Source organism: Streptomyces sp. ATCC 21386 (genome assembly GCF_018728545.1).
Lineage (GTDB): Bacteria > Actinomycetota > Actinomycetes > Streptomycetales > Streptomycetaceae > Streptomyces.
In genome coordinates this window covers 2,603,212-2,629,954 of the sequence record NZ_JAAVVL010000001.1, presented here as the reverse complement: position 1 = coordinate 2,629,954, position 26,743 = coordinate 2,603,212, and the positions used below count along the sequence as shown (strand labels likewise).

18 protein-coding genes and 4 riboswitches are annotated in these 26,743 nt (G+C 68.8%); of the genes, 5 read left to right on the top strand and 13 right to left on the bottom strand.

Annotated elements, in window-relative coordinates:
- Positions 1 to 1,524, bottom strand: a complete 1,524-nt coding sequence (locus tag GWK25_RS11525; protein WP_215449713.1) for a CoA-acylating methylmalonate-semialdehyde dehydrogenase — start codon at positions 1,522 to 1,524, stop codon at positions 1 to 3.
- Positions 1,525 to 1,755: 231 nt separating this feature from the next.
- Positions 1,756 to 1,950: riboswitch (cobalamin riboswitch) on the bottom strand.
- 158 nt (positions 1,951 to 2,108) lie between these two features.
- On the opposite strand from GWK25_RS11525, the gene GWK25_RS11520 reads away from it, so the two are divergent.
- A complete protein-coding gene (locus tag GWK25_RS11520; RefSeq protein ID WP_215449712.1) occupies positions 2,109 to 3,158 on the top strand; it encodes a YaaC family protein in 1,050 nt (349 codons plus the stop codon).
- A gap of 48 nt (positions 3,159 to 3,206) precedes the next feature.
- Here the strand turns inward: GWK25_RS11520 and GWK25_RS11515 are convergent, their stop codons facing one another.
- The 7 genes from GWK25_RS11515 to GWK25_RS11480 form a co-directional block, all read right to left on the bottom strand.
- Positions 3,207 to 3,902, bottom strand: coding sequence for a class I SAM-dependent methyltransferase (locus tag GWK25_RS11515; protein ID WP_215449711.1), 696 nt, complete (start codon positions 3,900 to 3,902; stop codon positions 3,207 to 3,209).
- A gap of 45 nt (positions 3,903 to 3,947) precedes the next feature.
- On the bottom strand, positions 3,948 to 5,015 hold the full coding sequence (locus GWK25_RS43370) for a tyrosine-type recombinase/integrase (protein ID WP_308404216.1): 1,068 nt from the start codon (positions 5,013 to 5,015) through the stop codon (positions 3,948 to 3,950).
- Between the two features lie 168 nt (positions 5,016 to 5,183).
- Positions 5,184 to 5,732, bottom strand: coding sequence for a flavoprotein (locus GWK25_RS11500; RefSeq protein ID WP_251828822.1), 549 nt, complete (start codon positions 5,730 to 5,732; stop codon positions 5,184 to 5,186).
- Positions 5,716 to 6,921: an MFS transporter gene (locus tag GWK25_RS11495; RefSeq protein WP_215449709.1), complete on the bottom strand. Its 1,206-nt coding sequence runs from the start codon at positions 6,919 to 6,921 to the stop codon at positions 5,716 to 5,718. Before GWK25_RS11495 ends, GWK25_RS11500 begins: the two co-directional genes overlap by 17 nt.
- On the bottom strand, positions 6,918 to 7,832 hold the full coding sequence (locus GWK25_RS11490) for a hypothetical protein (protein ID WP_215449708.1): 915 nt from the start codon (positions 7,830 to 7,832) through the stop codon (positions 6,918 to 6,920). The genes GWK25_RS11495 and GWK25_RS11490 overlap by 4 nt, the downstream gene beginning before the upstream one ends.
- A complete protein-coding gene (locus GWK25_RS11485; RefSeq protein WP_215449707.1) occupies positions 7,822 to 8,961 on the bottom strand; it encodes a 3-dehydroquinate synthase in 1,140 nt (379 codons plus the stop codon). Before GWK25_RS11485 ends, GWK25_RS11490 begins: the two co-directional genes overlap by 11 nt.
- Positions 8,962 to 11,148: 2,187 nt before the next feature.
- Positions 11,149 to 14,190, bottom strand: a complete 3,042-nt coding sequence (locus GWK25_RS11480; RefSeq protein WP_215449706.1) for a Tn3 family transposase — start codon at positions 14,188 to 14,190, stop codon at positions 11,149 to 11,151.
- A 558-nt stretch (positions 14,191 to 14,748) separates the two neighbouring features.
- Between GWK25_RS11480 and GWK25_RS11475 the strand changes: the two genes are divergently transcribed.
- From GWK25_RS11475 to GWK25_RS11460, 4 genes are all read left to right on the top strand, one after another.
- Complete coding sequence (locus tag GWK25_RS11475; RefSeq protein WP_215449705.1) at positions 14,749 to 15,390, top strand: nucleotidyltransferase domain-containing protein; 642 nt, start codon at positions 14,749 to 14,751, stop codon at positions 15,388 to 15,390.
- A 357-nt stretch (positions 15,391 to 15,747) separates the two neighbouring features.
- Positions 15,748 to 15,954: riboswitch (cobalamin riboswitch) on the top strand.
- Between the two features lie 40 nt (positions 15,955 to 15,994).
- Entirely contained in the window at positions 15,995 to 17,044 is a 1,050-nt protein-coding gene (locus GWK25_RS11470; protein ID WP_215449704.1) for an ABC transporter substrate-binding protein, read from the top strand.
- The gene (locus GWK25_RS11465) at positions 17,041 to 18,102 is read left to right on the top strand and encodes an iron ABC transporter permease (RefSeq protein ID WP_215449703.1); all 1,062 of its coding nucleotides are present in this window, start codon (positions 17,041 to 17,043) and stop codon (positions 18,100 to 18,102) included. The genes GWK25_RS11470 and GWK25_RS11465 overlap by 4 nt, the downstream gene beginning before the upstream one ends.
- Positions 18,099 to 18,953 (top strand): ABC transporter ATP-binding protein, encoded by an 855-nt coding sequence (locus GWK25_RS11460; protein WP_215449702.1) that lies wholly within the window; start codon positions 18,099 to 18,101, stop codon positions 18,951 to 18,953. The genes GWK25_RS11465 and GWK25_RS11460 overlap by 4 nt, the downstream gene beginning before the upstream one ends.
- Here the strand turns inward: GWK25_RS11460 and GWK25_RS11455 are convergent.
- Genes GWK25_RS11455 through GWK25_RS11435 form a run of 5 tightly spaced genes read right to left on the bottom strand, consistent with a single transcriptional unit; the run spans position 18,852 to position 26,221 of the window.
- Positions 18,852 to 19,790: an ECF transporter S component gene (locus GWK25_RS11455; protein ID WP_251828820.1), complete on the bottom strand. Its 939-nt coding sequence runs from the start codon at positions 19,788 to 19,790 to the stop codon at positions 18,852 to 18,854. The two genes, GWK25_RS11460 and GWK25_RS11455, sit on opposite strands and share 102 nt — an antisense overlap.
- Entirely contained in the window at positions 19,790 to 21,439 is a 1,650-nt protein-coding gene (locus tag GWK25_RS11450) for an ABC transporter ATP-binding protein (RefSeq protein ID WP_215449701.1), read from the bottom strand. The genes GWK25_RS11455 and GWK25_RS11450 overlap by 1 nt, the downstream gene beginning before the upstream one ends.
- Entirely contained in the window at positions 21,436 to 22,602 is a 1,167-nt protein-coding gene (locus GWK25_RS11445; protein ID WP_215449700.1) for an energy-coupling factor transporter transmembrane component T, read from the bottom strand. The genes GWK25_RS11450 and GWK25_RS11445 overlap by 4 nt, the downstream gene beginning before the upstream one ends.
- A complete protein-coding gene (locus GWK25_RS11440; protein ID WP_374200607.1) occupies positions 22,599 to 23,522 on the bottom strand; it encodes a hypothetical protein in 924 nt (307 codons plus the stop codon). The genes GWK25_RS11445 and GWK25_RS11440 overlap by 4 nt, the downstream gene beginning before the upstream one ends.
- Complete coding sequence (locus tag GWK25_RS11435; protein WP_308404214.1) at positions 23,519 to 26,221, bottom strand: prenyltransferase/squalene oxidase repeat-containing protein; 2,703 nt, start codon at positions 26,219 to 26,221, stop codon at positions 23,519 to 23,521. The genes GWK25_RS11440 and GWK25_RS11435 overlap by 4 nt, the downstream gene beginning before the upstream one ends.
- Before the next feature lie 185 nt (positions 26,222 to 26,406).
- Positions 26,407 to 26,481: riboswitch (cobalamin riboswitch) on the bottom strand.
- Positions 26,482 to 26,619: 138 nt separating this feature from the next.
- Positions 26,620 to 26,696: riboswitch (cobalamin riboswitch) on the top strand.
- The last annotated feature ends 47 nt before the right edge of the window (positions 26,697 to 26,743 follow it).

The following is a 26,743-nucleotide window of genomic DNA, read 5'->3' as shown; positions in this document are numbered from 1 at the left end:
TCAGCCCATCGTCGGGATGGTGAAGCTCGCGCCCTCCTTCGCCCCGGAGGGCCAGCGCGAGGTGACGGTCTTGGTCCGGGTGTAGAAACGGATCGCGTCGGGGCCGTGCTGGTTGAGGTCGCCGAAGCCGGAGCGCTTCCAGCCACCGAAGGTGTGATAGGCGACCGGGACGGGGATCGGCACGTTCACGCCGACCATTCCCGTGTTCACCCGGCGGGTGAAGTCGCGGGCGGTGTCGCCGTCCCGGGTGAAGATGGCCACGCCGTTGCCGTAGACGTGCTCACTCGGCAGGCGCAGCGCCTCCTCGTAGTCGGTCGCGCGGACCACGGAGAGGACCGGGCCGAAGATCTCCTCCTGGTAGATGCGCATGGCCGGGGTGACCCGGTCGAAGAGCGAGGCTCCGGCGAAGAAACCGTTCTCGTGTCCGGGCAGGGTGAAGTCCCTTCCGTCGACGACGAGTTCGGCGCCCTCCTCGACTCCGAGGTCGACGTAGGAGCGCACCCGGTCGAGGGCGTCCCTGCCGACCAGGGGTCCGAAGTCCGCTTCGGGGTCGTCGCTGCGGCCGATCCGCAGCGAGCCGACGCGCTCCTTCAGGCGGGCCACGAGCGCGTCGGCGGTGTCCTCGCCGACCGGGACGGCTACAGAGATCGCCATGCAGCGCTCCCCCGCCGAGCCGTACCCGGCGCCGATCAGTGCGTCGACGGCCTGGTCGAGGTCGGCGTCCGGCATCACGATCATGTGGTTCTTGGCGCCGCCGAAGCACTGGGCGCGCTTGCCCTGGGCGGCGGCGGTGGCGTAGACGTGCGCGGCGACCGGGGTGGAGCCGACAAAGCCGAGGGCGGCGACACGCGGGTCTTCCAGCAGGGTGTCGACGGCCTCGCGGGCGCCGTTGACGACGTTGAGGACGCCGGGCGGCAGGCCCGCTTCGAGGAAGAGTTCGGCGAGCCGGAGCGGGAGTGACGGATCCCGCTCCGACGGCTTGAGGATGAAGGCGTTTCCGCAGGCCAGGGCCGGAGCGGCCTTCCACAGGGGGATCATCGCGGGGAAGTTGAACGGGGTGATCCCGGCGACCACGCCGAGCGGCGCGCGCAGTGAGTGCACGTCGATGCCGGTCCCGGCGTTGTCGGTGAACTCCCCTTTGAGCAGGTGCGGGATGCCGGCCGCGAACTCGACGACTTCGAGGCCGCGCTGGAGGTCGCCGTGCGCGTCGGCGACCGTCTTGCCGTGCTCGGACGACAGCAGCCGGGCCAGCGCGTCCTTCTCCTGCTCGACGAGCTGGAGGAAGCGGAGGAGGACGCGGGCGCGGCGCTGCGGATTCCATGCGCCCCATTCCTGCTGGGCACGGGCGGCGTCGGCGATGGCCGCCTCGGTCTCGGCACGGTTCGCGAGGGGCACGAGGCCCTGGACCTCGCCGGTGTTGGGGTCGTACACATCGCCGTAGGACCCCGAGGTTCCCGGGGTGTGCTTGCCGCCGATGAAGTGGGTCAACTCGCGCACGGGGGCGCGGTCTTGTACGCGGACCATGGGTGCCTGCTCTCGTCAGGTGATCCGGATGGCGCGCCAGTTGCTCCGCGCGCGGAGGGACACGAGGGTGTCCGGAGGCGTGCGGGGGCGGCGCGAGATCGCGTATGGCGAAAGGCCGTCAGTCCCTGACGGTGGAGTGCCGGAAAAGACCAGCGCGAACGGGCGGTCGAGCCTCGCTGGGATCGTGAACGCACACCGGTGCCATGCGTGTCAGCTCCATCCTCGTGGACAACACGGAACAAATCCCACGGCCGGTATCCTGACTCCCGGATCAGCGCGCGCCGTCCGCCTTCCCGACATCCTGCTCGCCAGTGGCGTCCTGCTCGACGGCGTACTCCCCGGTCACAGTGGCGGGACCGTGCCGGAATCACACCGGCTTCCCTGCACCGCGGGCCTACGCTCACGACTATATAGTTGGACGTCCTAGTAAATCCAGCCCGCGCGCCGGGCCATGAGCACGAGACAAGCGAACGGCTCGCCCGTACTTCATCAGCTCGATGGGCCGACATCCCACTGATCTCGTGCCGACCTGCCCTTTCCAAGGCACACTGTCCGGCACGTGAGACACCTGGGAAGGCGGGGGCATGGACGGGACAACACTGGTCCGGGTAGCGCTGCGGCACCGCCGGACGAGCCTGCTGGACAAGACACTGCTCAAGGACTCGGCGTCCAGGAGGCACACCTTCGCCGCCGCCCTGCAGCAGTTCGAGGAGCAGTTGCACGCGGCGCGGGTCGTCTCCGCCGCCACGCGTCCGATCAACCTGTACTACGGCCTCGTCCAAGCCGGACTCGCAATGGCAGCCGCGCATGTACCGGGCACATGGACCTTCAACAAGCACGGCCTGAAGGCTCTCAACATGGAGTCGGCCATCCCTGATGTCTCGGTACGACCTGACGGTTCGGGCGCGTTCCAAGCAGTGTCCGACGCCACCGGATCGCCACGAACAGAGAATGCGATCAGTATCGGATCCTTGTGGAACTCGATTCCCGAACTCGCCGAAGTACCGATCACTGGGCTGACGACCGCCCCAGCCGTCACTCTCATCGCCGACAGCCGCCCAGTCGTCCAGCCCCGCATGGGCAGAGCTGCACCCCGGCCGGCAAAGGCGGTCGAGTACCTGAGTGCAACGGTCTGCGTGAACAACGACCTCCCCGAACCGCAGGACAGGAAAGCCTGGCTGGAGGACTTCCTCCCCAAGTACCCGGGGCTCAACGGCGGACAGCTCTTGGGTAGCGCCGCAGACTCCTTCCGACAGATTCGCCCCGGCCGGTTCACCGTCGAATTCTGCTGGCCGGCGCCCAGAAACGGCATGGAGGCGGCAGAGATCGACAGCTTCTTCGACGCGAGGGCGCCTCAGTACCGCTTCGTCGCGGACCGGTATCTCAGACCCACCCTGGAGCCCGGCAAGACGCCCCCTACGCCCCTCATGTCATGGTGGCTGCTCCTCTACACCTTCTCGATGCTGGCGCGCTACCAACCACGCAAATGGTCCGAGGCGCTGGATGTGGACAGATCGCGCAGCGCGGCGGCACTGGAGTACGCCCTGGACGTCGCCCTCGAAGTGGTTCCTCACCTGGTACTCGAAGGGCTGGATCAAGATCTTTTGTTGCTGGCCAAACCGATCGCTTTCTGACGCCGAAAAGGACGATGCCGGGGCAGGTCGCGTGGAAGCGATGTCGGGTTACGGGCAGCGGAGCCTCACGGCCAGGAAGGTCGGTTGTCGATGGGTCTTGTCGTACCGGCGGGGATCGACGAGCCGGGCCTCCGGCGTGGCGCGCGGTTCCGTCAGCTCCTCCAGCATGAATCCGGCTCCGAGAAGCTCTCCGAGGAACTTCTCCAGAGTCATCTGCCAGTAACTGATCTCGAATTCGTCCCCGAACGGCAGTTTCACCCGTTCATCCGCGAAATAGGAGCCGCCGAAGTAGGTCCAGTCAGCAGTGGGATGGGTGGTGGAGACGACAAGGGCGGCGCCCGGCCGCAGCACACGCCGGATCTCGGCGAGCAACTGCCCTCGTGCGTCGATGTGATGGTAGACGAGGGCCATCACCGCAAGGTCGAACGACTGATCCGCCAAGAAGGCCAGGGGTTCCTCCAGGTCGTGGTGATGCAGAACGGCTCCGTCTCCGAGCCGCTCCCGCGCAGCCCGCAACAGCGCCTCGCTCCCATCGACGCCGACCACCTGCCCGGCCCCCAGCCTGAGCAGATCGGCGGCGTAGTGGCCAGCTCCACAACCGAGGTCCAGAATCCGAAGGCCGCTCACGTCACCGGCGAGAGTCAGCGTCGCCGGGCGGTCGGTGTAGGCGTTGTAGGCGCTCTCCGTGGCCTGAGCGGCGAACTTCTCGCCCATCTCGTCGTGATACGCGGTCTCAGCTCTCATCGGGGTGCCGGTAAGAACGCTGTCACCAGCCGCAAACGAGGTGTGTCACGTCCGGCGACGTGCGGCGGGGTCGCGTTCAGCGACGTGTCGGGCGACTGAGTCGACGCCGGGGCGGGCGTACCGCTCCAGGGAGCGGACGGAGGCGTGGCGGGAGCGGGCCAGCAGCATCGGCGTGGACGTGCCGTCCTCGGCGTCGTGCGTGAGGGCACTGTGGCGGAGCCGGTGGAGTGTGAAGCCGTCCAGGTCCTCGATGTCGTCGGCTGAGGCGAGGGGGTTGGCCGGCAGCCGGGTGTTCTCTTCGAAGATCTCTTCGGCCCGGCGGTAGGAGAGCCGGGCCCGGCCGGTTTCCGGGCATACGTCGAGCGTCGGGGTCCCGGCCGGGGCCTTGCGGTCGGTGAGGAACAGTGGGCCGCGGGTGCGGCGGGCGATGAGGCGGGGCAGGAGTTGGGCGGTGCCGGACTGCCAGTGAATCCACTCGGTCGCCCCGCCCTTGGCGGTGATCTTCCCGCGCTTGTCCTGCGGGTACAGGTCTTCGACGTTCAGGCAGAGCACCTCGTCGGCGCGGGCCGCCGACTCGTAGAGCATCTTCCAGAACGTCTTCTCCCGCAGGGCGACATCGAGACGCCACAGGGCGGCGATCTGGTTCTCGGCCAGGGCCTTGGTACGGTCCGGCGGTGCTGGCCGCCGCTCGATGCCGATCGTCGGGTCGCCGCCGATCCATCCCTGGCGCTGCCACCAGCCGATCGCCTTGCGGGCGATGGACAGCTCGCGGTTGACGGTGTCGGCGTCCATCTCGTCCGCCCGCGCCGCCGCCAGTTCGGCCAGCACTTCCGGCAGCGCCGGATCGTCGATCGCGGCGACGGGGAAGACGGGCGGCTTCGCGCCCCGGCGGGCGGGGCCGGTCGGCGCGGGTTCGCCGGCGAGCATCCACCCCCACGTCGTCAGCGAGATCCGGTAGATTCGCGCGGAGGACTTCGCGATGCCCGCACCGGTGAGGTACCGCTCGACCGCCGCGGTGTACGTGGCCGGAGGGGCGGACATGGGCACGACGCGGGCGCGCGGCAGCCGGAGCGCGCCCCCGCTCCCGAGTTCGGTCACTGGTTCGATCGTCACGTCTGCCCATCCTTCCGGAGCTGCCGCAGTAAATGCGTACACCTCGCCCCGGCGGCTGGAATACCCCGCCGCAGGTCGCGGTGATCACAGTAGAGGCTCTGCCGCAGTAAATCCGGCATTTACTGCGGTAGCGGAGCCCTCAAGATCGACAGACGGCGGCTTTTGACCTCACCTTGGCTGGACCCCAAGGAGAGCAAGGTGGGACCTGTGGATGGTCGTACTCACCACGTACTCCGGCGACCAGCCGACCGCGTCGCCCACCCTGCCCGTGCTCTCGGCAACGGAATCCAGTGGCTGCGCGACGAAGTGCCCGAGGCTGTGTAGACGTTTCACATTGCCTTTGGTCCCCGCGTAGTCCCACATGCTGCGGTTCATACCTGGGAAGAAGATTACTTCTTTTCCCCAGGCCGTGATGCTCGCGAGGGCCAGGTTGTCGGCGATGCCACAGGCTGCCTTCGCAATCGTGTTGCAGGTGGCCGGAGCCACAACAAACGCGTCCGCCTGCGCCGGGAGTGTGAGGTGCAGCGGTGCCCGGACCCAGTCCTCGTCAGTGTGTACCTCGGCGGCCAGTTCGGGGACGAAGGTGTGGGCCCGTGGCGTGAGAATCACCGTGACGCCGATGCCTTCGTGGAGGAAGCCGTCCACGAGGGCATCGGCCTGGCTGGCTGCGCTGGATCCGGACACCGCTAGCAGAACCCTGCTAAGTGGATGCCGCATGGGGCTCCTTCTGCTCCTCGCGCGGGAGCTTCAGTGACGCGCGCAGGGCGAACCATGCCGCCAGGACGCTGCCGGCTCCGGCGATCCAGAAGACCGCGTCCGGCCCGGTCAGTACGGCGAGCGCTCCCGCGGCGATGAACCCCAGGGTGGCGGCCAGGGATTCAAGGCCGGACAGGGCCGAGAACACCCGTCCCTGGACTTCGGGGGCGACGGTTTCGTGAAAGCGCGCGAAAATGAAGCTCTCGGCGACCGCCCCGCCCACGCCAGAGAGAACGATCAAGCCGGCCACAACGGGCAGGGAGCCCCCGGCTTCGGGGATGAGGCCGACCGAGGCGCCCACCACGATTACGCCGGGCAGGACGCCTTGGCGCAGCGACAGCCGCTTGCCCAGCCAGGCCACCACGAGACCGCCGATGGTGATGCCGACGGTGGAGGCGGCCATAGCTACGCCGTAGCCGCTTGATCCGTGGCCCCATTCCTGCATCCTGCCGGGGAGCAGGATCTGAAATGGCGCGGTCGCGAGGGCCATGACAGCCAGGGCGATGGAGAGTCCGGTCTCGATGCCTCCCTGCCGGATCAGTCGCAGACCGGACCAGTCGAAGCTCACCTTGACCGGCTCGCCGGCCGGTTTCACGTTCGGGACCCACAGCAACATGAGTACTTGGGTCAGGAACAGGCCGGCAGCGATGAGGACGGTCCGCGGGGCACCGAGCGTGGCAATGAGGAAGCCGGCCAGCAGGGCGCCCACAGCTCCGCCGACGGGCCCGACGATGTTGATGTATCCGTTGGTCTTGACGTACTCGCCGTCCGGGATGGTCGCCGAGAACACCTTCCGCAGTCCGCCGGGGTGGGGTTGGCGAATCACGCCGACCAGGAAGGAGATGGCGAGCAGGACGGGGATCGGCGGCTCGTCTTTCATGGCGAGCGTGGCGAAGAGAGTGAGGAGACATGCCCGGCTGAGCAGGGAAGCGGCCAGCACACGGGACGTGGAGTAACGGTCGACAAGTGATCCGGCAAGTGGCATGAGCAGGACGGGGATCGTGTAGAGCGCCAGCTGTAGAGAGAGCAGCAGGGTGGACTGGCTGGCCCCGAAGATGCAGTAGGACAAGGCGATGCCGGCCATGCCGGCCGAGATCGCGGTGTTCGCGTAGAGCAGGCAGTAACTGATGAAGCTCCGGTACGACGTCACGGGGTCCCCCCTGTCAGGAAGCCGTTCAGGGCCTCCCGCACCGCTGACTGGATCTCCGGATCCGCCTCGATGTTGGGCAGCCTCTCGGTGAAGACTCGCCGCCACCAGAACCCCTGCGGGAGGTGGTCCAGGTCGAAGATCTCCACCTCGGCTTCCGAGAGGTCGCGGTAGACCTGCAGCATGGAGGCCACGTCGGTGGCGTCGGCGGCCCACACATGCTCAAGCGCTGCCGCGAGCGTCGGTGCGGGGCTGCCCGTCGCCTGTACGGCATGTGTGGTGAGGATCCATTTCTTGGAAGGTGGCAGGGTGTCATTCTTCAGGTAGGCGGCTGCTATCAGCAGCTCGATCAGGTACAGCATGAGGCCGCGCCAGGCGTTCATTTCCCCGCGCAGCACTCCCTGGAAAACGGAGCGCCAGTAGAACGACGCGTAGCGGTGCAGCATTTCCGGGTACAGGTCATCGCCGACTCTGCGTATGGAATGGAGTTCCAGGTGTTTCCTCAGCTGGCCGATGCTGCCGAGCCTGTCGTACAGGATCTGCATGGTCCAGTAGTTTTCAAGGTCATCCATATAGGCGGTGTCGAGGCTCGGTTTCTTCGCGGTGAAGTCGGCGAGCTGCTCAAGTCCGAGGAACTTGAGGTTCAAGATGCAGTCAGAACACTTGAGATTGAGAACGACGTAGTCGACGTGGGTGTCGTCACGCCCTTCTTCGATGACCAAGGACTGTGCCTGAGGCGAGAGGATCTTCTCCACGACGAGCCGTACGGATAATTCAGTGCCGATTTCAAGGAAAATCCAGACATCCATGTCGGAATGCCTGTCTTCTATTCCCTGGCGAAATGAACCGCAGAGCGCCGCAGCTTCGACTGCGTTCGATTTCTTCAGCTCGGAGACGACGTCTTCAGCATGCATCAACGGACTCCTGGGTCATGAACTGAACGGAGCTGAGGGCCGCCTGAATTTCACGTCTTGTCACGTAGTCCACAATTCTCACTTTACCGATGCGTTCGGGGATCACGTAGTGGAGTGACCGGCCGCCCCGTTGAAGGACCAGGCGGTCCACGCGGTGGAGGAGGGCGTGGACGTCGAAGTCCCTGTCCGCTATGGGAAGCCCCAGGCGGGTCGCTAGCGAGATGATCCGGCGGAGGCTGGATTCGTCTAGGATGCCTCGCTGCCATGCGATGTGGCTGGCGACGGTGATGCCTATGCCGACCGCTTCACCGTGCCTGAGCCGGAATTCTGTGATGTCTTCGAGCGGATGAGCAATTGAGTGACCGAAGTTCAGTGACCTCTCCAGAGACCGTTCGAAGCAGTTGGTGCCCAACAGTCGGTACTTCAGCTCGATGCACTGCAGTACGGCACTCTGCAATTGAGGGTCTTTCCATGCCAGGCTGGGAAGAGATTCCAGTTCAGCAAAGAGGTCTGGAGAGCCCACTATTGCCACCTTCATCATTTCACCTACGGCCGAAACTGCTTCCCGGCCGGGCAGAGTTCTGAGTGACTCCATGCAGATGTGAACTGACTCCGGATGATAGAAGGAGCCGATGAGGTTTTTCTGCCGGGGATGGTTGACCGCGACCTTGCCGCCAATGGCCGAGTCGACCATGGCGAGCAGAGTGGTGGGTACGTAGGAGACCCGCACGCCACGGAAGTAGAGATTGGCGATCAAGCCGACGGTGTCCGTCAGGGCGCCTCCCCCCACCCCGATGAGCAGAGACCGGCGGTGGATGTGCTTGCGGTGGAGTTGGGAGATCGCCGATTCGGCTGTCGCAAGAACCTTGTGCTCTTCGCCAGAGGGAAGGACCGCATAGCGGGACGCGGGAAGGATCTTGGTGATTTCAGGCCGGCTCCTCACCAGCCCCTCGTCGAGGAAGAAGAAGTGCTCCGGAGCGTCCAGTTGCGACACCAAGGGCTCCAGCGCCATCCCGTGTGTCGTCACGTCGGTCTGATCTCGGCGCGTGACCGCGACGGTCAGGCCCTGCGGGTGCGCGGCAACGTGTAATCCCTCGTCCGCACTGATCGTTCTCTCAACCGGTCTCATCGTGTTCTTCCTGTCGGCGTGTCAACGTTCTTTCAGGTCCTGAACCTCAGGGGTGGCAGTGGGGGAACCACGGTTGAGTGGGCTCGGCTTCCGCTTCCGCCGCAGTACAGGGCTCCAGCTCAGACGGAAGCTGGTGCCTGTCCTCGGCCGGGCAGATGCGCCGCCCTGTCGCGAGGCTCTCCCGGGGGCATGCTTCACCGAAGCACTTGGGCACCAACGGGCAGCTCGCGCATGCGGGGTCGCCTTGGGTAACTTGGCCGGCAACCGCCCACCTCGCCTGCTCGGGCCAGTCGATTTGGAGTTCGCCGTCCGCAATTCGCCCGACGACGGATCCCGCAGGGTCAGCGGCGCACTTGCTGACCCGGCCGTCTGCGCCCAGTACGAGCGCGTAGGGATCGGCCGCCGGGCACGCGTAGGGGCGGTCCTGTAGCCCCGTCACCGTATTGCCAGTGGCAACGCCGTAGGTTGCTGCTTCCATCCTCCAGCGCAACCGGTCCGCAGCGGGCAGCGCCGTGGGACCGTACTCGTGAACGAGGGTCACCTCATACGGCCCTTCCCCCAGGGCGGCGAGAGTCCCGCGCCAGGCAGGAGCGAAAGCGGCGGTAGGCCGGACACTGAGTCGGCGCATGCCGGGAAAGCTTGTCGTCAGGCAGCTGGCCATCTCAGACCAGGAAGAGCCTGGTCCAGCTGGGAGTTCAAGCAGCACCTCGCTAACGTGCCGCAGAGCAGGAGCCAAGTGAGGCAGCCCGTCCGCGGTGACGACAGTGCGGATGCGCAGGCCCGGGCTCGCAGTCATGAGCCGGTCCAAGGTGTCAGGGAGTTCACTGCTCCACGGCGCGGTCAGCAGCAGCGTCACCGTCCATGGTTCATGAGCGGCGTCAGGAACCAACGAACTCAGGGCCTGCAGGCATGCCTCGACGGTGTCAGGACCGCCCTGAACCTGGACGGACAGTCCGCGGCGCAGAAACTTCGCGGCGTAGCCGAACTGGATCCGCCCATCTTCGGCCTTGTCGGCACGAGCAAGGAGGCCAGCATCTCGTAGCTCGCGCTCCACGGCTGGATCTGGGCCCCGCCGACCCCGCAGGACATCGGCTTGCGCTTTGCCCAGCCGGGCCAGCAGACCGTCGACCGTCGAGATGACCATTGGTTCGTTCGGGCATGGGCAGAGCACCACGCCTGACGCCACGTCGTGCCGCATTTCTATCCCCCCGTCCCATTCGTCGGTGCGGCCGCGCGGGGGCCGATAACGTCGTCGACCCCCGCACGGCCAGCTGGATCAGCAGTGGTGAGCCGTGTTCGGACGCTTGGGCTTACGGATGATCTTCATGCATTCCCCCTCTCGATAATCCGGTCGGCAACAGTTCGCCCCGGCGGATCAGGCGTCCAGTTGGCGCCCCGCCCCGGATGGAGGCCGGGACATGCGAGGGATCGCAACCGGCAGGCCCGCATTCGAGTTCCATCCGCCTGGCGGAATCGACAGCATGCGATCGAACGCGCGTGCGGGCAATAGGGGTGGGTTCGTTCCTGGCCGTGCGGAATGACCGCATCCGTGGCCGCACGACGCCTCGGTGGAGATCCTCCGCATAGTGGCGCTGCGGTAGATTTCGCAACCCCGTCCCGCTCCATCCGTGATTCCGGATGCCTCAGCCGCTGCCTCCTGGGCTTCATGTCACGACTCAGTCAAGTTGACTTGAAGCTCACCCATCACAGCGGCCAGTCGACGCATCTGATGGCCCGTGTGGACCAGGACACCATCTGCGTTCTGACCCGATGGGTTGGTTCGCGAAGGGGCAAGAATTCAGTTGATGGGCATCAGCTGCGCCATCAGGCGGCTGGTGCGGGTTTACTGCGGGTGACCTGCCTGGCCGCGGGGCGATGCATTCGCAGTCCCCTTCCGGTGAGCCCAGGAGCCTTGCCGGGGGGCCACCGGCCGCCGTCACAGCAGAGGATGTCGGCCTCGCTGTCGCGCATCCAGCAACTCGCACAGGCCGCGCCGGCACCTGGCGGTTGGTCCAGAAGGCGAGTGCGACGCCGGACCGGTGGCGCCTCTCGGTCGTCGACCGGCAGGCGCCACCATATAGGCGAGGCCAGCACAGTGGGTCCGGGTACGGGTCCGGGGTAGCCACGTGTCGATGTTGCGCCACGCAAGACGTAGATGCTGCCCGCTCGTGCCGTACGGGCGCAGGTTCATTCGTTCTCCACTGTGGTTCGCGGGGTCTGGTCGGCCGGGGCCCGGGGGCCAGGTACGGAGGCCGCGGGGAGGTTGAGGCGGGCGCCCATGTCAAGGTTCACCTCCCCGTACGGGCGTACGTGGGACCAGAACAGCGGGGTCAGGCCGCGCCGGTCGGCGGGCGTGAGGAGGTCGGCCCACTCCGGTTCGCCAAGGATGTCCTGGAGCATCAAGGTGTTCACGAAGACCAGGGCCGATTGCAAGATCCGTAGGCACAGCACGAACATCTCCTGCTCGTCGCGCCGGTTCGAGGCGATCTCGCCGCCCTTGCCGTAGGCGATGACGGAGTTGGCGCCGTTGGAGGACTCCATAACGTTCAGGCCCTCCTCGATCTCCCGCTGAAGGTCCCGAAGCCGCAGGTAGCGGGCCACGAAGATGGTCTTCTGGGCGCGGCCGACCTCCAGCATCGCAGCGTAGGTGGGGTGGGAGGCGTTGCGGGTGAAGCGGCGCAGGATCGCCTCGGTGGACGCGGTACGTGTCCGGATCGCGGTGGCGTACTTGATCATCTGGTCGTACTGCTGGGCGATGAGTTCCCAGCGGATCGGGCGGGTCAGCGCCGGGGTCAGCTGCGGGTAGGCGTCCGGCTCGCCGGCCACCGGCCGGTACAGCTTGACCTTGTTGATCCGCTTGATCCTGGGCAGCAGGACGAAGTTCAGCAGCCTCGTGACGCCGAACCCGATTTCCGACTGGCCATGGCTGTCTGTGTAGTTGGCCTCGATGTCCATCGTGGTGCCGTGCCGCATCGCGCCCTCGATCATCGCGGCGACTTCGGAGGCGGTGCAGTTGATCAGCTGGGAGTGGATGGCCAGGGACTTCTTCTCCACGTGCCAGTAGATGAGCACCCCGCGACCGCCGTAGCGCGAGTGCCACTCGGTGAACAGGTTCTGGTCGTAGGCGCGCACGTGCGTGGAGTCGGAGGCGACCGCGGTCGAGCCCTGGCCCCACAACTCGGCGCTGCGGGCGGCGAAGGTGGCGTTCGCGATCTGGACCGCGATGGCACGGGCCGACTCCGCCGACAGATACCGGCGGCGCACGTAGCGGAGTTCGTCCTCGGTGTGCCCGTGGCCGCCGGACGCCACGACCTTGATGCCGGTGTTCGTGCCGTACGCGTAGATGACCAGCAGCAGGCGTTCGGCCAGCACCTCCGGCGCGAGGCTGCCGCCGCCGGAGACGGAGGTGACCGCGTCCAGGCAGCCGGTCCGCAGCACCGCTTCCTTCAGCATGTCGACGAGCGGCACGATGCCCCAACGCCTCTGCACCTCGGCCTTGACCCTGCGCAGGTTGCGCGGCTCGGGCTGGGCCTCGGCCGCCGTCAGCCGGATCGCGCCGGACTTCCGTTCCGCGATGTCCAGCCAGGACAGCTTCGGCATCTGGTCGTTGAGCAGGGTCAGCTCTGCCGTCATCTGCTCGCGCAGCTCGTCGACGAACACCGCGGCGTCCAGCGGCTTGCGCAGCTCCCGGTAGTTCTCCGCCCGCCTCGCCTCGAAGTCCTGCGGCAGGTCCTCGTCCGGGTTGCGCCACTTGTCGGCGCCGACCACCCAGATCTCCTTGCACTTGAGCTGATCGCGCAGGGCCTGGAAGGCGACGACCTCGTAGACCATGCGCACCACCCGGCGCCGGCCCCGCTTGTCGGTGCGGTGGACGACCTCCGCCCAGTCCCCGCCCATCGCCTTGTGCACCGGCACCGTCTCACCCAGCGGGTAGTACGTCGTGTTCCCGGCGCTCGCGTACCGGGTCACCAGCGCCAGGGCCTCGATCACCGGCCGGTGAGCATTGTTGGAGGAACGGAACTCCAGCACGTCCAGCAGCTTGATCAGCCCGCGCCGGTAGTGGTTGGTATAGGACGCCTTCAACGTGGTCTGCACCGTGCGCCGGTAGACCGGCCCCCGGGTCTTGAACTCGTGCACCAGCTCCCGCAGCGTCGCCTCGCCCCCGGACACCGCCGGGAACACGATCTGGCGGACCGTTCCCTCTGGGGTGCCCAGCGACGCCTCGGCGAGCTTGAAGAGGATGTTCTCCTTGCCCGACACCTTCTTGAACGCGTTGATCAGCTGTTCGGTGACCTTCTTCTCCGCGCGCGCCCCGATCCGGTGCACCGTGGAGATCAGCAGCTCCACCAGCGTGTCGGTGATCTCCCGCTCGCGCTCGTGCAGCAGCGCGGCCAGCAAGGTCACCCGCAGCGCCACCGGATGCGTCCGCAGGTGGGACGGCGACTCCACCGCGGCCCGCGCCCGCCAGCCGGCCACCACCTTCGGCGCGACGTCGACGAACAGATCCCGTGGCAGACCGATCGCCCGCACCGCCAGGAGTTTGTCGATCTCGGTGAGCATCGTCTCCAGGCTCACGTTGCCCGGAGCCTCCTTGACCTTCCCCAGCACTGGCGGCACATCCTCGCCCTCCGTACCGCCGCCCGCGGGTCGGGCGTCGTCCTGGTCGTCGGTGCCACTCGCCACCAGAGCCATGATCCGCTCGATACTCTCCGCAGTCAGCCGCGAGGAGATCAGGCCCGTCAGCGACTCCTCGGCCTCCCGCAGAGCGGCCCCCACGATGCGGTCGCACCGGCCCGGCGTGGGCGGCTCGATGCTCTCCTCCCGGCAGCGGGCCAGCAGTTCCACCCGTACCTGCTCGGGTCTGCGTTCCTTGTGCGCGACGTGCTCGGCCAGATACTCCGTCAGCTTCTCCGCATCCGCGACGCTGCACTCGCGGAAGCCGAGGTGCTCCCGGATCTGCGCACGGTGGTACTCGACCGTACGGCCCGTCCAGTCGTAGGACTCCAGCTCCGAGGCGGGAACCTGTACCTGCCGGGCGACGAACTCCACAGCCTCGCCGGGAAGCTCTGCCCGGTTCCGGGGAAACCGGCCGTACTGCGTATAGAACTTCAGCAGCACTGCGAAGCCAAGGCGCGTCGCACCGCGCTTGCCGGACACGAGCCCCTGCTCATCCTTCAGCAGCGTCCAGTGCTCGACGAGTTCATCCAGGTCTAACGGAGTACGGGCCACGATCGCCGATCGTCCTCGCGGAGCCTCACCCACCGCAGCTGTACGCCTCGGACTCACCCACGCGGGTGACGTCCTCCCAAGATCATCGCCGTTTGCGGCTGGTGACAGCGTTCTTACCGGCACCCCTCATCGGGGCATTCTCGCAGCAGCTGCTTCTCCCCGAGATACCGCTCGTCTCGGGCCTCACACGATCAGCGAGAGTGCGTCCCAGTCGTCAGCCGCCGCCAGGCAACCTTCCAGGATGGGCAATCGATCGAGCCAGAGCCGAGACGCTGCGCCTTCATCGCGACGAGATGCAGCGCGAGAGGAGTCGCTAGCTCCACAGGCAGCCGGCCCGTAGCGCGCCCACGTCGATCACCGTCCCGGTCGCCGACGCGTACGCGGCGCGGAAATCTGTTCCTACGTCGTGTCGCGCCTCAGTGGTCAGGTCCGTCGCCAGCAGGCGGCTCCAACCGCTTCGTGACAATACGTGATCGCGAGCGGCGTATGGTTCCAGGCCGGTTGCTCTCCTTCATCGGCCACGCCCAGGGATCTTCGATACGCTGATAGATTCCCGCAGTGAGCGAGCAACTGCCCAGCGTTGGCGCCGAGTTGTCCCCCGACGAGATCGAAGCTCTCCACGCCAGGTGGTCTTCCTGCTGGACCCCGAGTGACGTTGCGCAGCAGTTGGCCGGGATCGGCACGCCCTGGTATGTGGCTGCGGGCTGGGCACTGGACCTGTTCCGCGGCAGACAGACACGCGCGCATGGGGACATCGAGATCGGGATTCCGGCCACGCGTTTTCCCGAGGTCCGCAACCGCTTTCCCAGATACGTCTTCGACGCGGCAGGCAGCGGTCGGATCTGGGAGGACGCCACACCAGACGTGCTGGCCGCCGTACATCAGACATGGCTCCGCAATCCGGTCACCGGAAACTACCTGCTCGACGTGTTCCGCGAACCGCACGACGGCGACACCTGGATCTGCCGACGCGACGAGAGGATCCGGCTTCCCTACCGCGACATCATCCACCACACCCAAGACGGCATCCCCTATCTGGCACCCGAACTCGTCCTGCTGTTCAAGGCCAAGGGCGCCCGCCGAAAGGATCAAGCAGACTTCGACGCAACCGTCCCACACATGACCTCGGCTCAGCGAGAAACCCTGGCCGAGCTACTCGCCCGCGTACACCCGGGACATCCCTGGATTGCGGACGTGTAGCCGACGCTGCCCTGGTGGGCTCGCGTATCCAGTAGCCGTCGCCAATCCGCGCCCGCCCCCAATCGCGCAGCGGCGCTTTCGCGCGCACCGTGCAGAGCCAAGGCGCAGCCGTCAGCCGTCGCGGCACACAGGCGGCCTGGAGCCGTCCACGAGCCCGTTCCCTCCATTTGCTTCCTGGGCTTCTTATCGCTCTACCAGCCGAGACTGCGCGGGACCTCTACCGAGAAGCCGAACGGCACGTACAGGTCGGCGAGTTACCGGTGCCAGGGGCCGGGTCAGGCGGAGCGCGCTCACCTCGGGTCCGGCGCTCGACCGCTGGAGGACGCTCCGGGCACTTCGGAAGTTAGGTAAGCCTATGGTAATTTTCGGCCTGCCAGTCGAACTCGTGAACGCGGTCGTACGCGTATCGGGTCAGGGAATCCGGTGACAATCCGGAGCTGACGCGCAGCGGTGAGGGTGACGGGCGGGGCGACAGCCACTGGAGACGGTCACAGCCGGGTCCGGGAAGGCGCTCCGTCTGGATGATCCCGAGTCCGAAGACCTGCTGGCAGCCACCGTCCGAGCGGGCCTCGCGAATAGGCCCCGACGCCAAGGAACCCACGTCGTGCGCCTGTCACATCCTGCTCGCAGTTCTGTCCTGCTCCTGTCCGGAGTGCTCCTGCTCTCGGCCTGCGGCTCCGGCTCGTCGTCCGGCGGAGCCTCGGGCTCCGGCACGTCCGCAGACGCCGAAGCGCAAGCTGTCTCGCTCGACAACTGCGGTGAGAAGGTGACCGTCAAGGCCCCGCCGAAGCGGGCTGTGTCCCTGAACCAGGGCACCACCGAGATCATGCTCTCCCTCGGCCTGGCCGACCGGATGGTGGGCACCGCGACCTGGACCGACCCGGTCATGAAGGGGCTGGAGAAGGCGAACGCCAAGGTGCCCCGGCTCGCGGACAACCAGCCGTCGTTCGAAAAGGTCCTGGGGACCGAACCGGACTTCGTCGCCGCCTCCTTCGCCTCCACCCTCGGTAAGGGCGGGGTGGCCCCGCGCGAGAAGTTCGAGGAGCTCGGGGTACCGACCTACCTCTCGCCCGCCGACTGTGTGGGCAAGGACAACAAGGGCGCCAGCGACGGCTCCCGGACCGAACCGCTGGCCATGGACACCGTGTACCGGGAAGTACGTGAACTGGCCCGTATCTTCGGTGTGGAGGAGCGCGGCGAGAAGCTGATCACACAGCTGAAGGACCGGGTGGCCGAGGCCACGGCCGGGACCGACGCCAAGAAGGCCACCATCCTCTACTGGTTCGCCAACCAGGAGTCCCCCTACATGGCGGGCTGCTGTGGCGCGCCGGGCATCGTCACCGACGAACTCGGTGCCAAGAACGTCTTCGACGACTCCACCCAGGAGTGGCCGCAGGTGAACTGGGAGACCGTCGCCGACCGCAACCCCGACGTCCTGGTCATCGGCGACCTCGTCCGTAAGCAGCAGACCGCGGAGACCGCCGAGAAGAAGATCGAGTTCCTGGAGTCGAACCCGGCGACCAAGAACATGGACGCGGTGAAGAAGAAGCGGTACGTGCTGCTCTCCGGCCAGGCGATGAACCCCACGATCCGTAACGTCGAAGCCGTCGAGACCGTCGGCGCGGCACTGCGCGAGTACGGGCTCGCCGGATGACCACCGCCCTGCGTCCGCCCGGGGCCCGGCCCCTGCGGTCGGGCCCCGGTGCTGTGCGGACCACGGTCGGTCTGGGCGTCGGACTGGCCGTGCTCGCCCTCTCCGTCGCCGTGGCCGTCACCATCGGCCCGGCGGACATCGAGGTCGGCGACGTCTGGTCCGTCATCGCCTCCCATCTGGGCTGGGGCACCGCGGAGGTGTCCCCGATCCGGGACGGCATCGTGTGGAACCTGCGGCTGCCGCGCACACTGCTCGCCGCCGTGTGCGGCGCCGGACTGGCGGTCTGCGGGGCGGTGATGCAATCGCTGCTGCGCAACCCGCTCGCCGACCCCTTCGTGCTGGGCGTCTCCTCCGGCGCGTCGACCGGTGCCGTCGTCGTGGTCGTCCTCGGCGCCGGCGGTGCCCTGTCCCTGTCCGGGGGCGCGTTCGTGGGGGCGCTCGTGTCGTTCGCACTGGTGCTCCTGCTCAGCCACATCCTCGGCGGAAGCACCGACCGGGTGGTGCTGTCGGGCGTTGCCGTGATGCAACTGTTCTCCTCACTGACCTCCTTCATCGTGATGACGGCGGCCGACGCGGAGACCACCCGTGGCGTGCTGTTCTGGCTGCTCGGCTCGCTCAGCGGCGCCGACTGGGGCCAGGTCTGGCTCTGCCTCGCCGTCCTTGCCCTGTCCCTGGTGGTGTGCCTCGGGTACGCGCGCACCCTGGACGCTTTCGCGTTCGGCCAGGACGCGGCAGCCACCCTGGGAGTCGCGGTGGCCCGTACCCGGACGGTACTGCTGTGTGTGACCGCACTGCTGACGGCGGCGCTGGTCAGCGCAGCGGGCGCGATCGGCTTCGTCGGCCTGGTCCTGCCGCACGCCGCGCGCGCCCTCGTCGGCCCCGGGCACGGCCGGCTGCTGCCGGTCACCGCGGTCGCGGGTGCTGTGTTCCTGGTCTGGGCCGACACCCTGGCCCGTACCGTCCTGGACCCCCAGGAGCTGCCGGTGGGCGTGGTCACCTCGCTCGTCGGAGTCCCGGCGTTCGTCCTGGTCCTGTACCGCACGAGGAGGATGCGATGACGACCGGAACCGAGCGACGGGACGAGAACGTCCAACCGCCCCGGCCCGTCCCGGAACCCGGGGCGGCGGCACCGTCCACCCTCAGCGCCGACCGCGTCAGCCGCGCGATCGGCGGGCAGCTGATCCTCGACGGCGTCAGCCTCACACCGCGCCCCGGCTCCGTGACCGGGCTGCTGGGCCCCAACGGGTCCGGAAAGTCGACCCTGCTCAGGCTGCTGTCCGGAGTGCTCACCGCGGCCTCCGGGGTCGTCACCCTCGACGGGCGCCCGCTCGGCGAGTGGGGACGCCGCGCCGTGGCCCGACGGATCGCCGTCGTAGACCAGCACGCCGACACCCTCGTGGAGCTGACCGTCCTCGACGTCGTACGCCTGGGCCGCATCCCGCACCGCCACGCCTGGACACCCCCGACCGAGGCGGACGACGACGCCGTACGCACCGCACTGGAACGCACCGGGCTCACCGACCGCGCCGCCCAGCCCTGGCACACGCTCTCCGGCGGCGAACGCCAACGCGTCCAGATCGCCCGCGCCCTTGCCCAGGAGCCGCGCGAGCTGCTGCTGGACGAACCGACCAACCACCTGGACATCCAGCACCAGCTCGACCTGCTGAACCTGGTCGCCGAACTGCCCGTCACCAGCGTCATCGCCCTGCACGACCTGAACCTGGCGGCCATGTACTGCGACCAGGTCGTCGTCCTCCGGCAGGGCCGGGTCGTAGCCGCGGGCACCCCGGCGGCAACCCTCACCGAGTCACTGATCGCCGACGTCTACGGCGTCCGCGCCACAGTCACTTACCCCGGTCCCGGCGACCGGCCGCACATCCGCTTCCTGGGCACGGCCGCGAAGGACTGAACAGGCACTCTGAAGGTCAGCGCTTTCGAGAGGCCCGGGTCGGTGTGCGGCGAAGCGCACCGGGGCCCGGAAGCTGGCCCGGCGGGCAGCCCGGCGGAACGTGGTCAGGACCGCGGGCCCGGCGAGCATCAGGCAGACGAAGTTGGTGACCGCGCGGCCTGTGTCCCAGCCCAGGGAGGTCGCGATGTCGAAGGCGATGTAGCGCTGCCACTGCTCGGTGAAGGGCAGACCGGGAAGGTAGGCGATCGAGCTGTTCGGGTCGAGGGAGAACGGCCAGAAGGAGAGGTTGAGGAGGAAGCCGAAGAGATAGCCGGAGAGCGATCCGTAGACGGCCAGGAGCAGCACCTCACGGCGGCCACTCGCCCGTGGCAGGAAGCCGGCGATCATACCGACGAACGCGCAGCCGAACATCTGGTACGGCATCCACGGGCCGACCCCGCCGGTGATCAGCGCGGAGGCGAACAGCGAGGTGCAACCGAGTGTGAAGCCGAAGCCTGGCCCGTACACCCGCCCCGCCAGTACCAGGACGAAGAAGACGGTCTCGATGCCGGCAGTCCCGGCTCCGAGGGGGCGTAGTGCCGCGTTGACTGCGGATAGGACGCCGAGCATCGCCAGCGCCTTGGAGTCGATGCCGCCCTCGGCTATCTCGGACAGCACCACGCACAGGACGAGCAGGAGCAGCACGCCGAAGATCAGCGGGGGCGCGTAGTTCGAGCCGAACGTTCCCGGAGCGACGACGAACGGCCAGAAGAACGCGACCACTCCGAGGAAGGCCGCCATGGTCATCACGATGCCGACGCGCGGCGTGAGCCGGATGGCCGCTGCCGCTCGGGACATCACGGGTTCTTCCCCCCGTCGCTGCCGACGGCGAGTGCTTCTTCGACCTGGCCGACCGTCAGGTAGGGCAGCGGGGCCATAATTTTCGCCGTCTGTGGGGCGAAGACAGGCGAGGAGACGATGACTTCCGTCGTGGGGCCGTCAGCGACGATGTCTCCTTCTGCCATGACCACCACGCGGTCGGCTGCCCGGGCAGCGAACTCCACATCGTGGGTGGAGACGACGACCGCCCTGCCTTCCGCCGCGAGGGCATCGACGATGCCGATCAGGGCGGTCTTCGCCCGGTAGTCCAGGCCGCGGGTCGGTTCGTCCAGGAGCACCACCCTGGGCGCGGCGGAGAGCTGGATGGCGAGGACGAGGGCGAGCTTCTGCCCCTCCGACAGGTCGCGGGGGTGGGTGGTGTCGTCGATGCCTGGTGCGAGCCGGTCCAGGATCGTGCGGGCGCTGTCCGCACTCTTGGACTCGATGTCGGCCTGGGCCAGTTCCTGTTTGACGCTCTCCAGGTAGAGCAGGTCGGCGGGTGTCTGCGGGACCAGGCCGACGAGGGTGCGGGCGCGGGCGGCGGCCACGGTGTGCGGATCGGTGCCCGCCGCGCCACGCGCCTGGGTGACCTTCACCGTCCCGGCGCGGCGCGGACCGGATCCCTGGAGTGCCCACAGGAGGGAGGACTTGCCGGAGCCGTTGCGTCCCATCAGGGCGGTCACCTCGCCCGCGTGCAGGTCAAAGTCAACTTTCCGGACGGCCGGGACGCGCTTGTAGGTGACGGTGACACCGCGTGCGGTCAGCAGACGCGGGCGGTCCCCCGCTGCGGGCGGGCGGACGGGTGCCGGAGCCCGGTCGGCCAGCCGCGCGCGCAGAGGTGCGGCGGTGCGGCGGGCGTCACGGACGGTCAGGGGCAGGGGGGACCAGTCGGCGGCGCGCCCCAGTTCCACGATCGGCGGCGCGATGGTCGACGTACGCAGGATGTCGACGGGCGGGCCGAGGCGGGCGTGGCCCTCGCCGGAGAGGTGGAGGACTCGGTCGGCGTACTGGACGACGCGTTCGAGGCGGTGTTCGGCCATGAGGACGGTGACGCCGAGGTCGTGGACGAGGCGGGTGACGGCGGCGAGGACCTCTTCGGCGGCTGTCGGGTCCAGGGCGGAGGTGGGTTCGTCGAGGACCAGGACGCGGGGGTGGGCGGTGAGGACGGAGCCGATGGCGACGCGCTGCTGCTGGCCGCCGGAGAGTTCGTGCAGGGCGCGGTGGCGCAGGTCGGCGAGGCCGAGGAGGTCGAGGGTCTCCTCGACGCGCTTGCGCATGGTGGCCGGGGGGATCGCCAACTGCTCCATGGCGTAGGCGAGTTCCTCCTCGACGGTGTCGGTGACGAAGCCGTCGATCGGATCCTGGCCCACCACGCCCACGACGTCGGCGAGTTCGCGGGGCGGGTGATGGGCGGTGTCGCGGCCGTCGACCGTGACCCGCCCGTACAGGGTGCCTCCGGTGAAGTGCGGCACGAGCCCGTTGACCGCACCGAGGAGCGTGGACTTGCCGACGCCCGTGTGGCCGACGACGAGGCAGAGTTCGCCCTCCTCCACCGTGAGGTCGATGTCGCGCAGGGTAGGTGCGGGGGCGTCGTCGTACTGGATGGTGACCTGGTCGAAGGCGATCACGAGGCATGGCCTCTCTGGACAGGGCCGGGCGGGGGCGCGAGGAGTCCGGCCGCGCCGGCAAGGAGGATCGCGGCGGTCGGTACCAGCGGCAGGGCGGGCCAGGCCAGGGGGTAGAAGGTGGGGTTGAGCTGGGCGGGGTCGTAGCCGAGGTTGCTCAGGAGCAGGACGGCGGACAGGACTCCGCTGCCGGCCACGGCCCATTCGGGCAGGCGCCAGGGGTCGGGGCGGTAGGCGGTGCGGGTGACACGCCGACCGCCCAGGCGCAGGCCCGCCACGCACAGCGCGGCGCCCAGGCCCATGGCGGGCAGTCCGAGGAAGGCGGGTGCGGTCGCGTCCAGCAGTCCGTACGCTCCGGCGCACAGGCCGCACATGCCCGACAGCATCAACGCACCCGTGATGCGGCGGGAGTTGCGGGTGGCGGTGCCGGCGCGGCCGTAGCCCCGGGAGTCCATGGCGGCGGCCAGGCGCAGCGAGCGCTCCAGGGCGTCTTCCAGAACGGGGATCACGATGCCGCGCAGCGCCTTCATGCCCTTCGTGCGTCCGGCGCGCAACTTCCGTGCGCGCGCGACGCGTTGGACGCTCTGCACGAGCTGCGGGGCCACGCTGATCGCGACGGTGACGGCGACGCCGAGTTCGTACAGAGCCCCGGGCAGCACGCGTAGGGCACGTTTGGGGTTGGCGAGGGTGTTGGCGGCGCCGATGCAGCACAACATGCACGCCAGACGCAGTCCGTCCGTCGCCGCCGACAGCGCCGCCTCCAGGGAGACCGGGCCCCCGATCTTGATACCCGCGTACCAGTCGGGGGTGGGGAGGCGCGGGAGCGAGAAGAGGAAGTGGTCGCGGGGTGTGATGCCGGTGGCGAAGACGGCGCGGAAGACGACCCGGATCGCCACGACGGTGAGGGCCAGGTACAGGTAGTACTTGAAGCCGCGCGCCCAGGGCGCTTCGGTGCGGCGGGCGGTGACGACGTAGCCGAGGACGGCGAGGACGAGGAACAGCAGCAGCGGGTTGTTGGTGCGGCTGACGGCGGTGGCCAGGGCGAGCGCCCAGATCCACCAGGCCATCGGGTGCAGGCCGCGCGGCAGTCGGCGCCCGCGCGGGTCCGGCGACGGTCCGGACCCGGTCACGGGTGCCTCGACGGACGTATGGGCCACGGCAGTCACTCGGTACGACGGCGTCGGCGCGCCACGAACACTGCGGCGCCGCCGATCAGGACGACGAGCGCGGCGCCAACGGCCACCGGCGTGATCGAGCCGGGGTCGTGCCGCACCTCGGCGGCGGGGGCGGCGTCGACCACACTGGCGGTGGGCCGGGGGGTGGCGACGGCCGACGGGGTGCGCGTGGCGGCATCAGCCGTCTGGCTCGGTTTCAGCGAAGGTGACGCGCTCGGCTTGGTCGTCTTCGACCCCGAGGGATGTTCCGGTGACGGGGCGGTGGGGTTCGGGGGTCCAGGTGCCGGCCCGGTGTCGACGTCGGGCGGCAGGGCGGGCGCCTCGCCGGTGGCGGCGGGCTTGCTCGTGTCGCCCTGCGGGCGGGTGTTGTGGGCGCGCAACTGGTCGGGGGTGACCTTCGGCCGGCCCTCGGTGCCTTCGATGTCGGTGCCGCCGAAGATCCACAGGTCGACGCTGCCGGGCTTGGGCTTGTAGAGCATCGCGCCGAGCTGGCTGTAGGTCCAGTCGTCGGCGCCGGGGTCGGCGTGCCAGTACGACCAGTAGGCGGAGGCGGGCGGGGTGAGGACGCAGTCGTCCTGGGCGGCTGTCGGGTACTGCTTGCCGCGCTGGTGACCGCTGTATCCGATACGGCAGATGAACGCCGGGCCGTCGTGGCCGGTGCCGGTGGTGCGCCAGCCGCCCTGGTTGAGGAGTTCATAGCCGGTGGTCGGGGTGGTGCCGCAGGAGCGGTAGACCGGGCCGCCCCAGTGGCTGAAGTCGACGGCGAGCACAACGCCGGAGGACGTCGTGCAGCGACCCATCGGCTGCGGGTCGGCCACGGCCGGGACGGTCGTCGTGGCGAACGCGGCGACCGTGAGGCCGAGCGCACCGGCCGCGCGGCCCGCCGCCCGCCGCAGACGTGCGGGGATCACCGTCGGCTCCCCTCGTCGTCCTTTCGGCGGGTCGCGACCACCGTGCGCCAGCCCGCGAGCACCAGCAGCGCGGAGATCGCGGCGAGGGCGCCCACCTGGGTACCGGTGGAGGCCAGTCCTCCCCCGTCGCCGCCTGCGCCGTTGCCGCCGGCCGAGCCGCCCGTGTCACCTGGGGTGACGATGTCAGGGGCGCTGCCGCTCGGGCTCGGGCTGGGTGTCGGCTGCGGTGTAGTACCGGTGAGACTGCGCTTCAGTTCGGCGAAGGAGACGCCGGTGGAGCCGCCGACCGCCTGGGTGGAGGCCCGCAGATCTGAGCCACGCTGCCCCTCCTCGGCCACGTTGAACCCGCCGTCGGAGTTCTGCTGCGAGGCCAGGAACTTGCGCGCCTCGCCGATCTCGTCGGCGTACGCCTCGGCGTCCAGCGACAGGCCCTGGACGGCGAGCGCGGCTGAGTTGACGGAGTTGCCAGCCGCTCCCGGGAAGCCGCCGTCCGACAGCTGCTTGTCCGCGAGCCAGGCGAGGGCCTTGTCCACGGCCTTGCCCGCCCTGTCGCCGCCGGCCAGGTCGAGGGCCATAGCGGCGATGGCGGTGGAATCGACGTCGGAGTCGTTCGTGGAGGGGATCAGGCTGGGCCAGGCGCCGCTGTCGTGCTGGAGGCTTTCCAGGTAGGCGAGCGGTTCCTCGGCTTTTTCGCCGGCCCGCAGCTGGGCGATGAGGGCCAGGGACTGGGCGAAGACGGAAGGGGCGTAGGTGTAGGCGCCCTTGGCGGCGCAGGAGCGGTCGGGTGCGGTGCTCGGCTTGGTGCATACGGCCTTGTCGAGGGCGGCGATCAGATCGTGCCCGGCGAAGTCGCGTGGGTCGCGGCCGACCGCTTCGGCGAGCAGCGCGGTCTTGCCGAGAGAGCCGCCCGTGGCATGGGCGGTGCCGACGCCGGTCCAGTCGTTGACGGTGCGGCCCTCGCCGTCCTGGCCCTCGTGGTCGAGGAAGTCGACGATGCCGCGCAGCTTGGCGTTGTCCAGGCCGGTCGCGGCGAGGGCGTAGGCGCCGTCGATGGTGAGGCCGAAGTCGGCGCGGGACATCCCTGGTCCGGCGGTGTAGTACTGGCCCTGCTTCAGGTTGGCGGCGCTGGTCAGGTAGGCGACGCCCTTCTTCAGGTCGGGGCCGACCCCCGGGGCGGGACGGGTCGGCGGGCCGGTGGGCGGCGGCGGGTCGGTGGGCTCCGTCTTCTTGGTGGTCAGGGTGGCCAGGCTGGTGCCGGCGCCCGCGAGGACGGCGGACGGGGTCGGGTAGATGGCGGGGTCGGTGGCACCCTCCTCGAATCCGAAGCCGCCGCCCGCGAGTTGCTGCCGCGACAACCAGCCGACGGCCGCGTCCGCGCGGGCGATGTCTCCGAGCGCACGCAGGGCCTGGGCGGCGTACGCGGTCGCGTGGACGCTGCCGGTGGTGCCGCCGGTGTAGCCGGGGAAAGCGCCGTCCGCGCGCTGGGCCTTCGTCAGGTAGGTACGGGCCTTCGTCACGACGCCGCCGTGCCCGCCCGCCTTGTTCAGTGCCAGCGCGACCAGGCCGGTGGTAGCGGGGTCGCCGTCGCAGTACTCGCCGGGCCGGATGAGGATGCTGGTGACGCCGCCGTCGCCGCACTGGAGTCGGGTGAGGCGGTCCACCGTGTCCGCCGGTGGCGTCGCTCCCGCACGCAGCAGGGCCAGCACGGCCAGAGCCTGCCCATCGGCGTAGCCAGCGCCCCGGAAGTCTCCCTTCGCCGTGCAGCCGGGCGTGGGCTCACCCGACTCCGGGCCCGCCGCGCACACGTTCTTGACCAGGTCGCCGACGAGATCGTGGCCGCCGAAGGCGTGTGGATCGGCCTCGATGCTCTCGGCCAGGAGGGCCAGGCGGGCGGCGGCTGTCGCGTCGGGAGCCTGATCGGCGCCGTTCGGGTAGGCGTAGTCGCCGGTGTGGGCGGCGAGGAAGGCGGTGACCTTGTCTAGGGTGGCGCTCTTGCCGTCGGTGGCGGCGAGCGCGTACGCGGTCTCGGTGGTCAGCAGGTAGTTGGGACTGTCGGCGCCCTCGTCGACGATGCGTTCCCCGTCGGTGAGGCGGCTCTTGAGCCAGGTCGCGGCGGCGGTCAGGTCGACCTCGCCGGGTGCTCCGGTGGGTGTGGGGCCCGGGTCGGGGGTGCCTGTGCCGCCTGCGCGGACGTCGTCCGGGGTGAAGGCGGGCTTGCCGGTGCTGCCGCCGACGTCCGTGCCGCCGTACACCCAGGCGTCCACATCACCGTCCTTGAGCTTGCGGTCCATCGCGCCGTACTGGCTGTAGGTCCACTCGTCCTGGCTGGGCGAGGCGGTCCAGTACGACCAGTAGGCAGTGGCGGGCGGGGTGAGGACGCAGGGTTCCTTGTCCGGCGTCGGGTACGGGGTGCCCGAAGTGCCCTTGCCGATGCGGCAGATGAAGCCGGGTCCGTCGTGCTGGGTGCCGGTGGTGGTGAAGCCGCCGTCGTGCAGGAGGTCGTAGCCGGTGGTCGGGGTGGAGTCGCAGCCGCGTTCGACCGCGCCGCCGAACGGTCCGAAGTCCACGGCGACGACCGCTCCCTTGGTGGCCGTGCAGTCGTCGATGAGGTCGGCCGCCGCCCGAGAGGCCGTGGTGAGAAACGTCGTGCAGGCCGCCACCAGCGCCAGCAGCGCTGCCGCAAGTGCCTTCCAGGGCACGGGACTTGTGCCTGCCCGCCCGTCTCTTCGCTCTCCGGTCCGCACAGCTGCCCCCTCGTCCGTCCCCTGTCCGGCGCGAGGGTAGACGTGGCTGAGGGCCCTCGGCTGCGTGGGTGAATCCGCGCACGAGAGCTGGTCGCACCACGCCGTAGTCCGCGACGGCGTCTGTTGCTCGATCACGCTCCAGGCATTCCGGCTCGCGCGGCGGTGTGCCGGGCCCACGGTTGCGGGTCAGCGCCGGAATTCGACCGGCTTCCCCTGGAACTTGTTGCGTATCAGGCGGATTCGAACACGGTTCACAGGGAGCGTCAAGGTGAGGTACAGGACACCGCAGGGGTTGTCCGGGGCCCCTCTGGCGACCGGGATGCCGGTCGGGTACCGTCCCGCACTGCCGAGTGGGGGAACCCGGTGGGAGTCCGGGGCTGACGCGCAGCGGTGTGGGGCGGCAAAGGGGCCGGCCCGAGCCCGAATGCCCAAGCGGTGAAGCACCTTTGGCAGCCCGTCCACGCGTTCGGACGGCGG

What these genes read in the sequence shown, in the direction of transcription:
- GWK25_RS11515 (WP_215449711.1), bottom strand. Translation starts at nt 3,902, where the DNA reads ATGAGAGCTGAGACCGCGTATCACGACGAGATGGGCGAGAAGTTCGCC.
- GWK25_RS11460 (WP_215449702.1), top strand. Translation starts at nt 18,099, where the DNA reads ATGACGACCGGAACCGAGCGACGGGACGAGAACGTCCAACCGCCCCGG.
- GWK25_RS11525 (WP_215449713.1), bottom strand. Translation starts at nt 1,524, where the DNA reads ATGGTCCGCGTACAAGACCGCGCCCCCGTGCGCGAGTTGACCCACTTC.
- GWK25_RS11455 (WP_251828820.1), bottom strand. Translation starts at nt 19,790, where the DNA reads ATGTCCCGAGCGGCAGCGGCCATCCGGCTCACGCCGCGCGTCGGCATC.
- GWK25_RS11465 (WP_215449703.1), top strand. Translation starts at nt 17,041, where the DNA reads ATGACCACCGCCCTGCGTCCGCCCGGGGCCCGGCCCCTGCGGTCGGGC.
- GWK25_RS11520 (WP_215449712.1), top strand. Translation starts at nt 2,109, where the DNA reads ATGGACGGGACAACACTGGTCCGGGTAGCGCTGCGGCACCGCCGGACG.
- GWK25_RS11485 (WP_215449707.1), bottom strand. Translation starts at nt 8,961, where the DNA reads ATGAGACCGGTTGAGAGAACGATCAGTGCGGACGAGGGATTACACGTT.
- GWK25_RS11500 (WP_251828822.1), bottom strand. Translation starts at nt 5,732, where the DNA reads ATGCGGCATCCACTTAGCAGGGTTCTGCTAGCGGTGTCCGGATCCAGC.
- GWK25_RS11490 (WP_215449708.1), bottom strand. Translation starts at nt 7,832, where the DNA reads ATGCATGCTGAAGACGTCGTCTCCGAGCTGAAGAAATCGAACGCAGTC.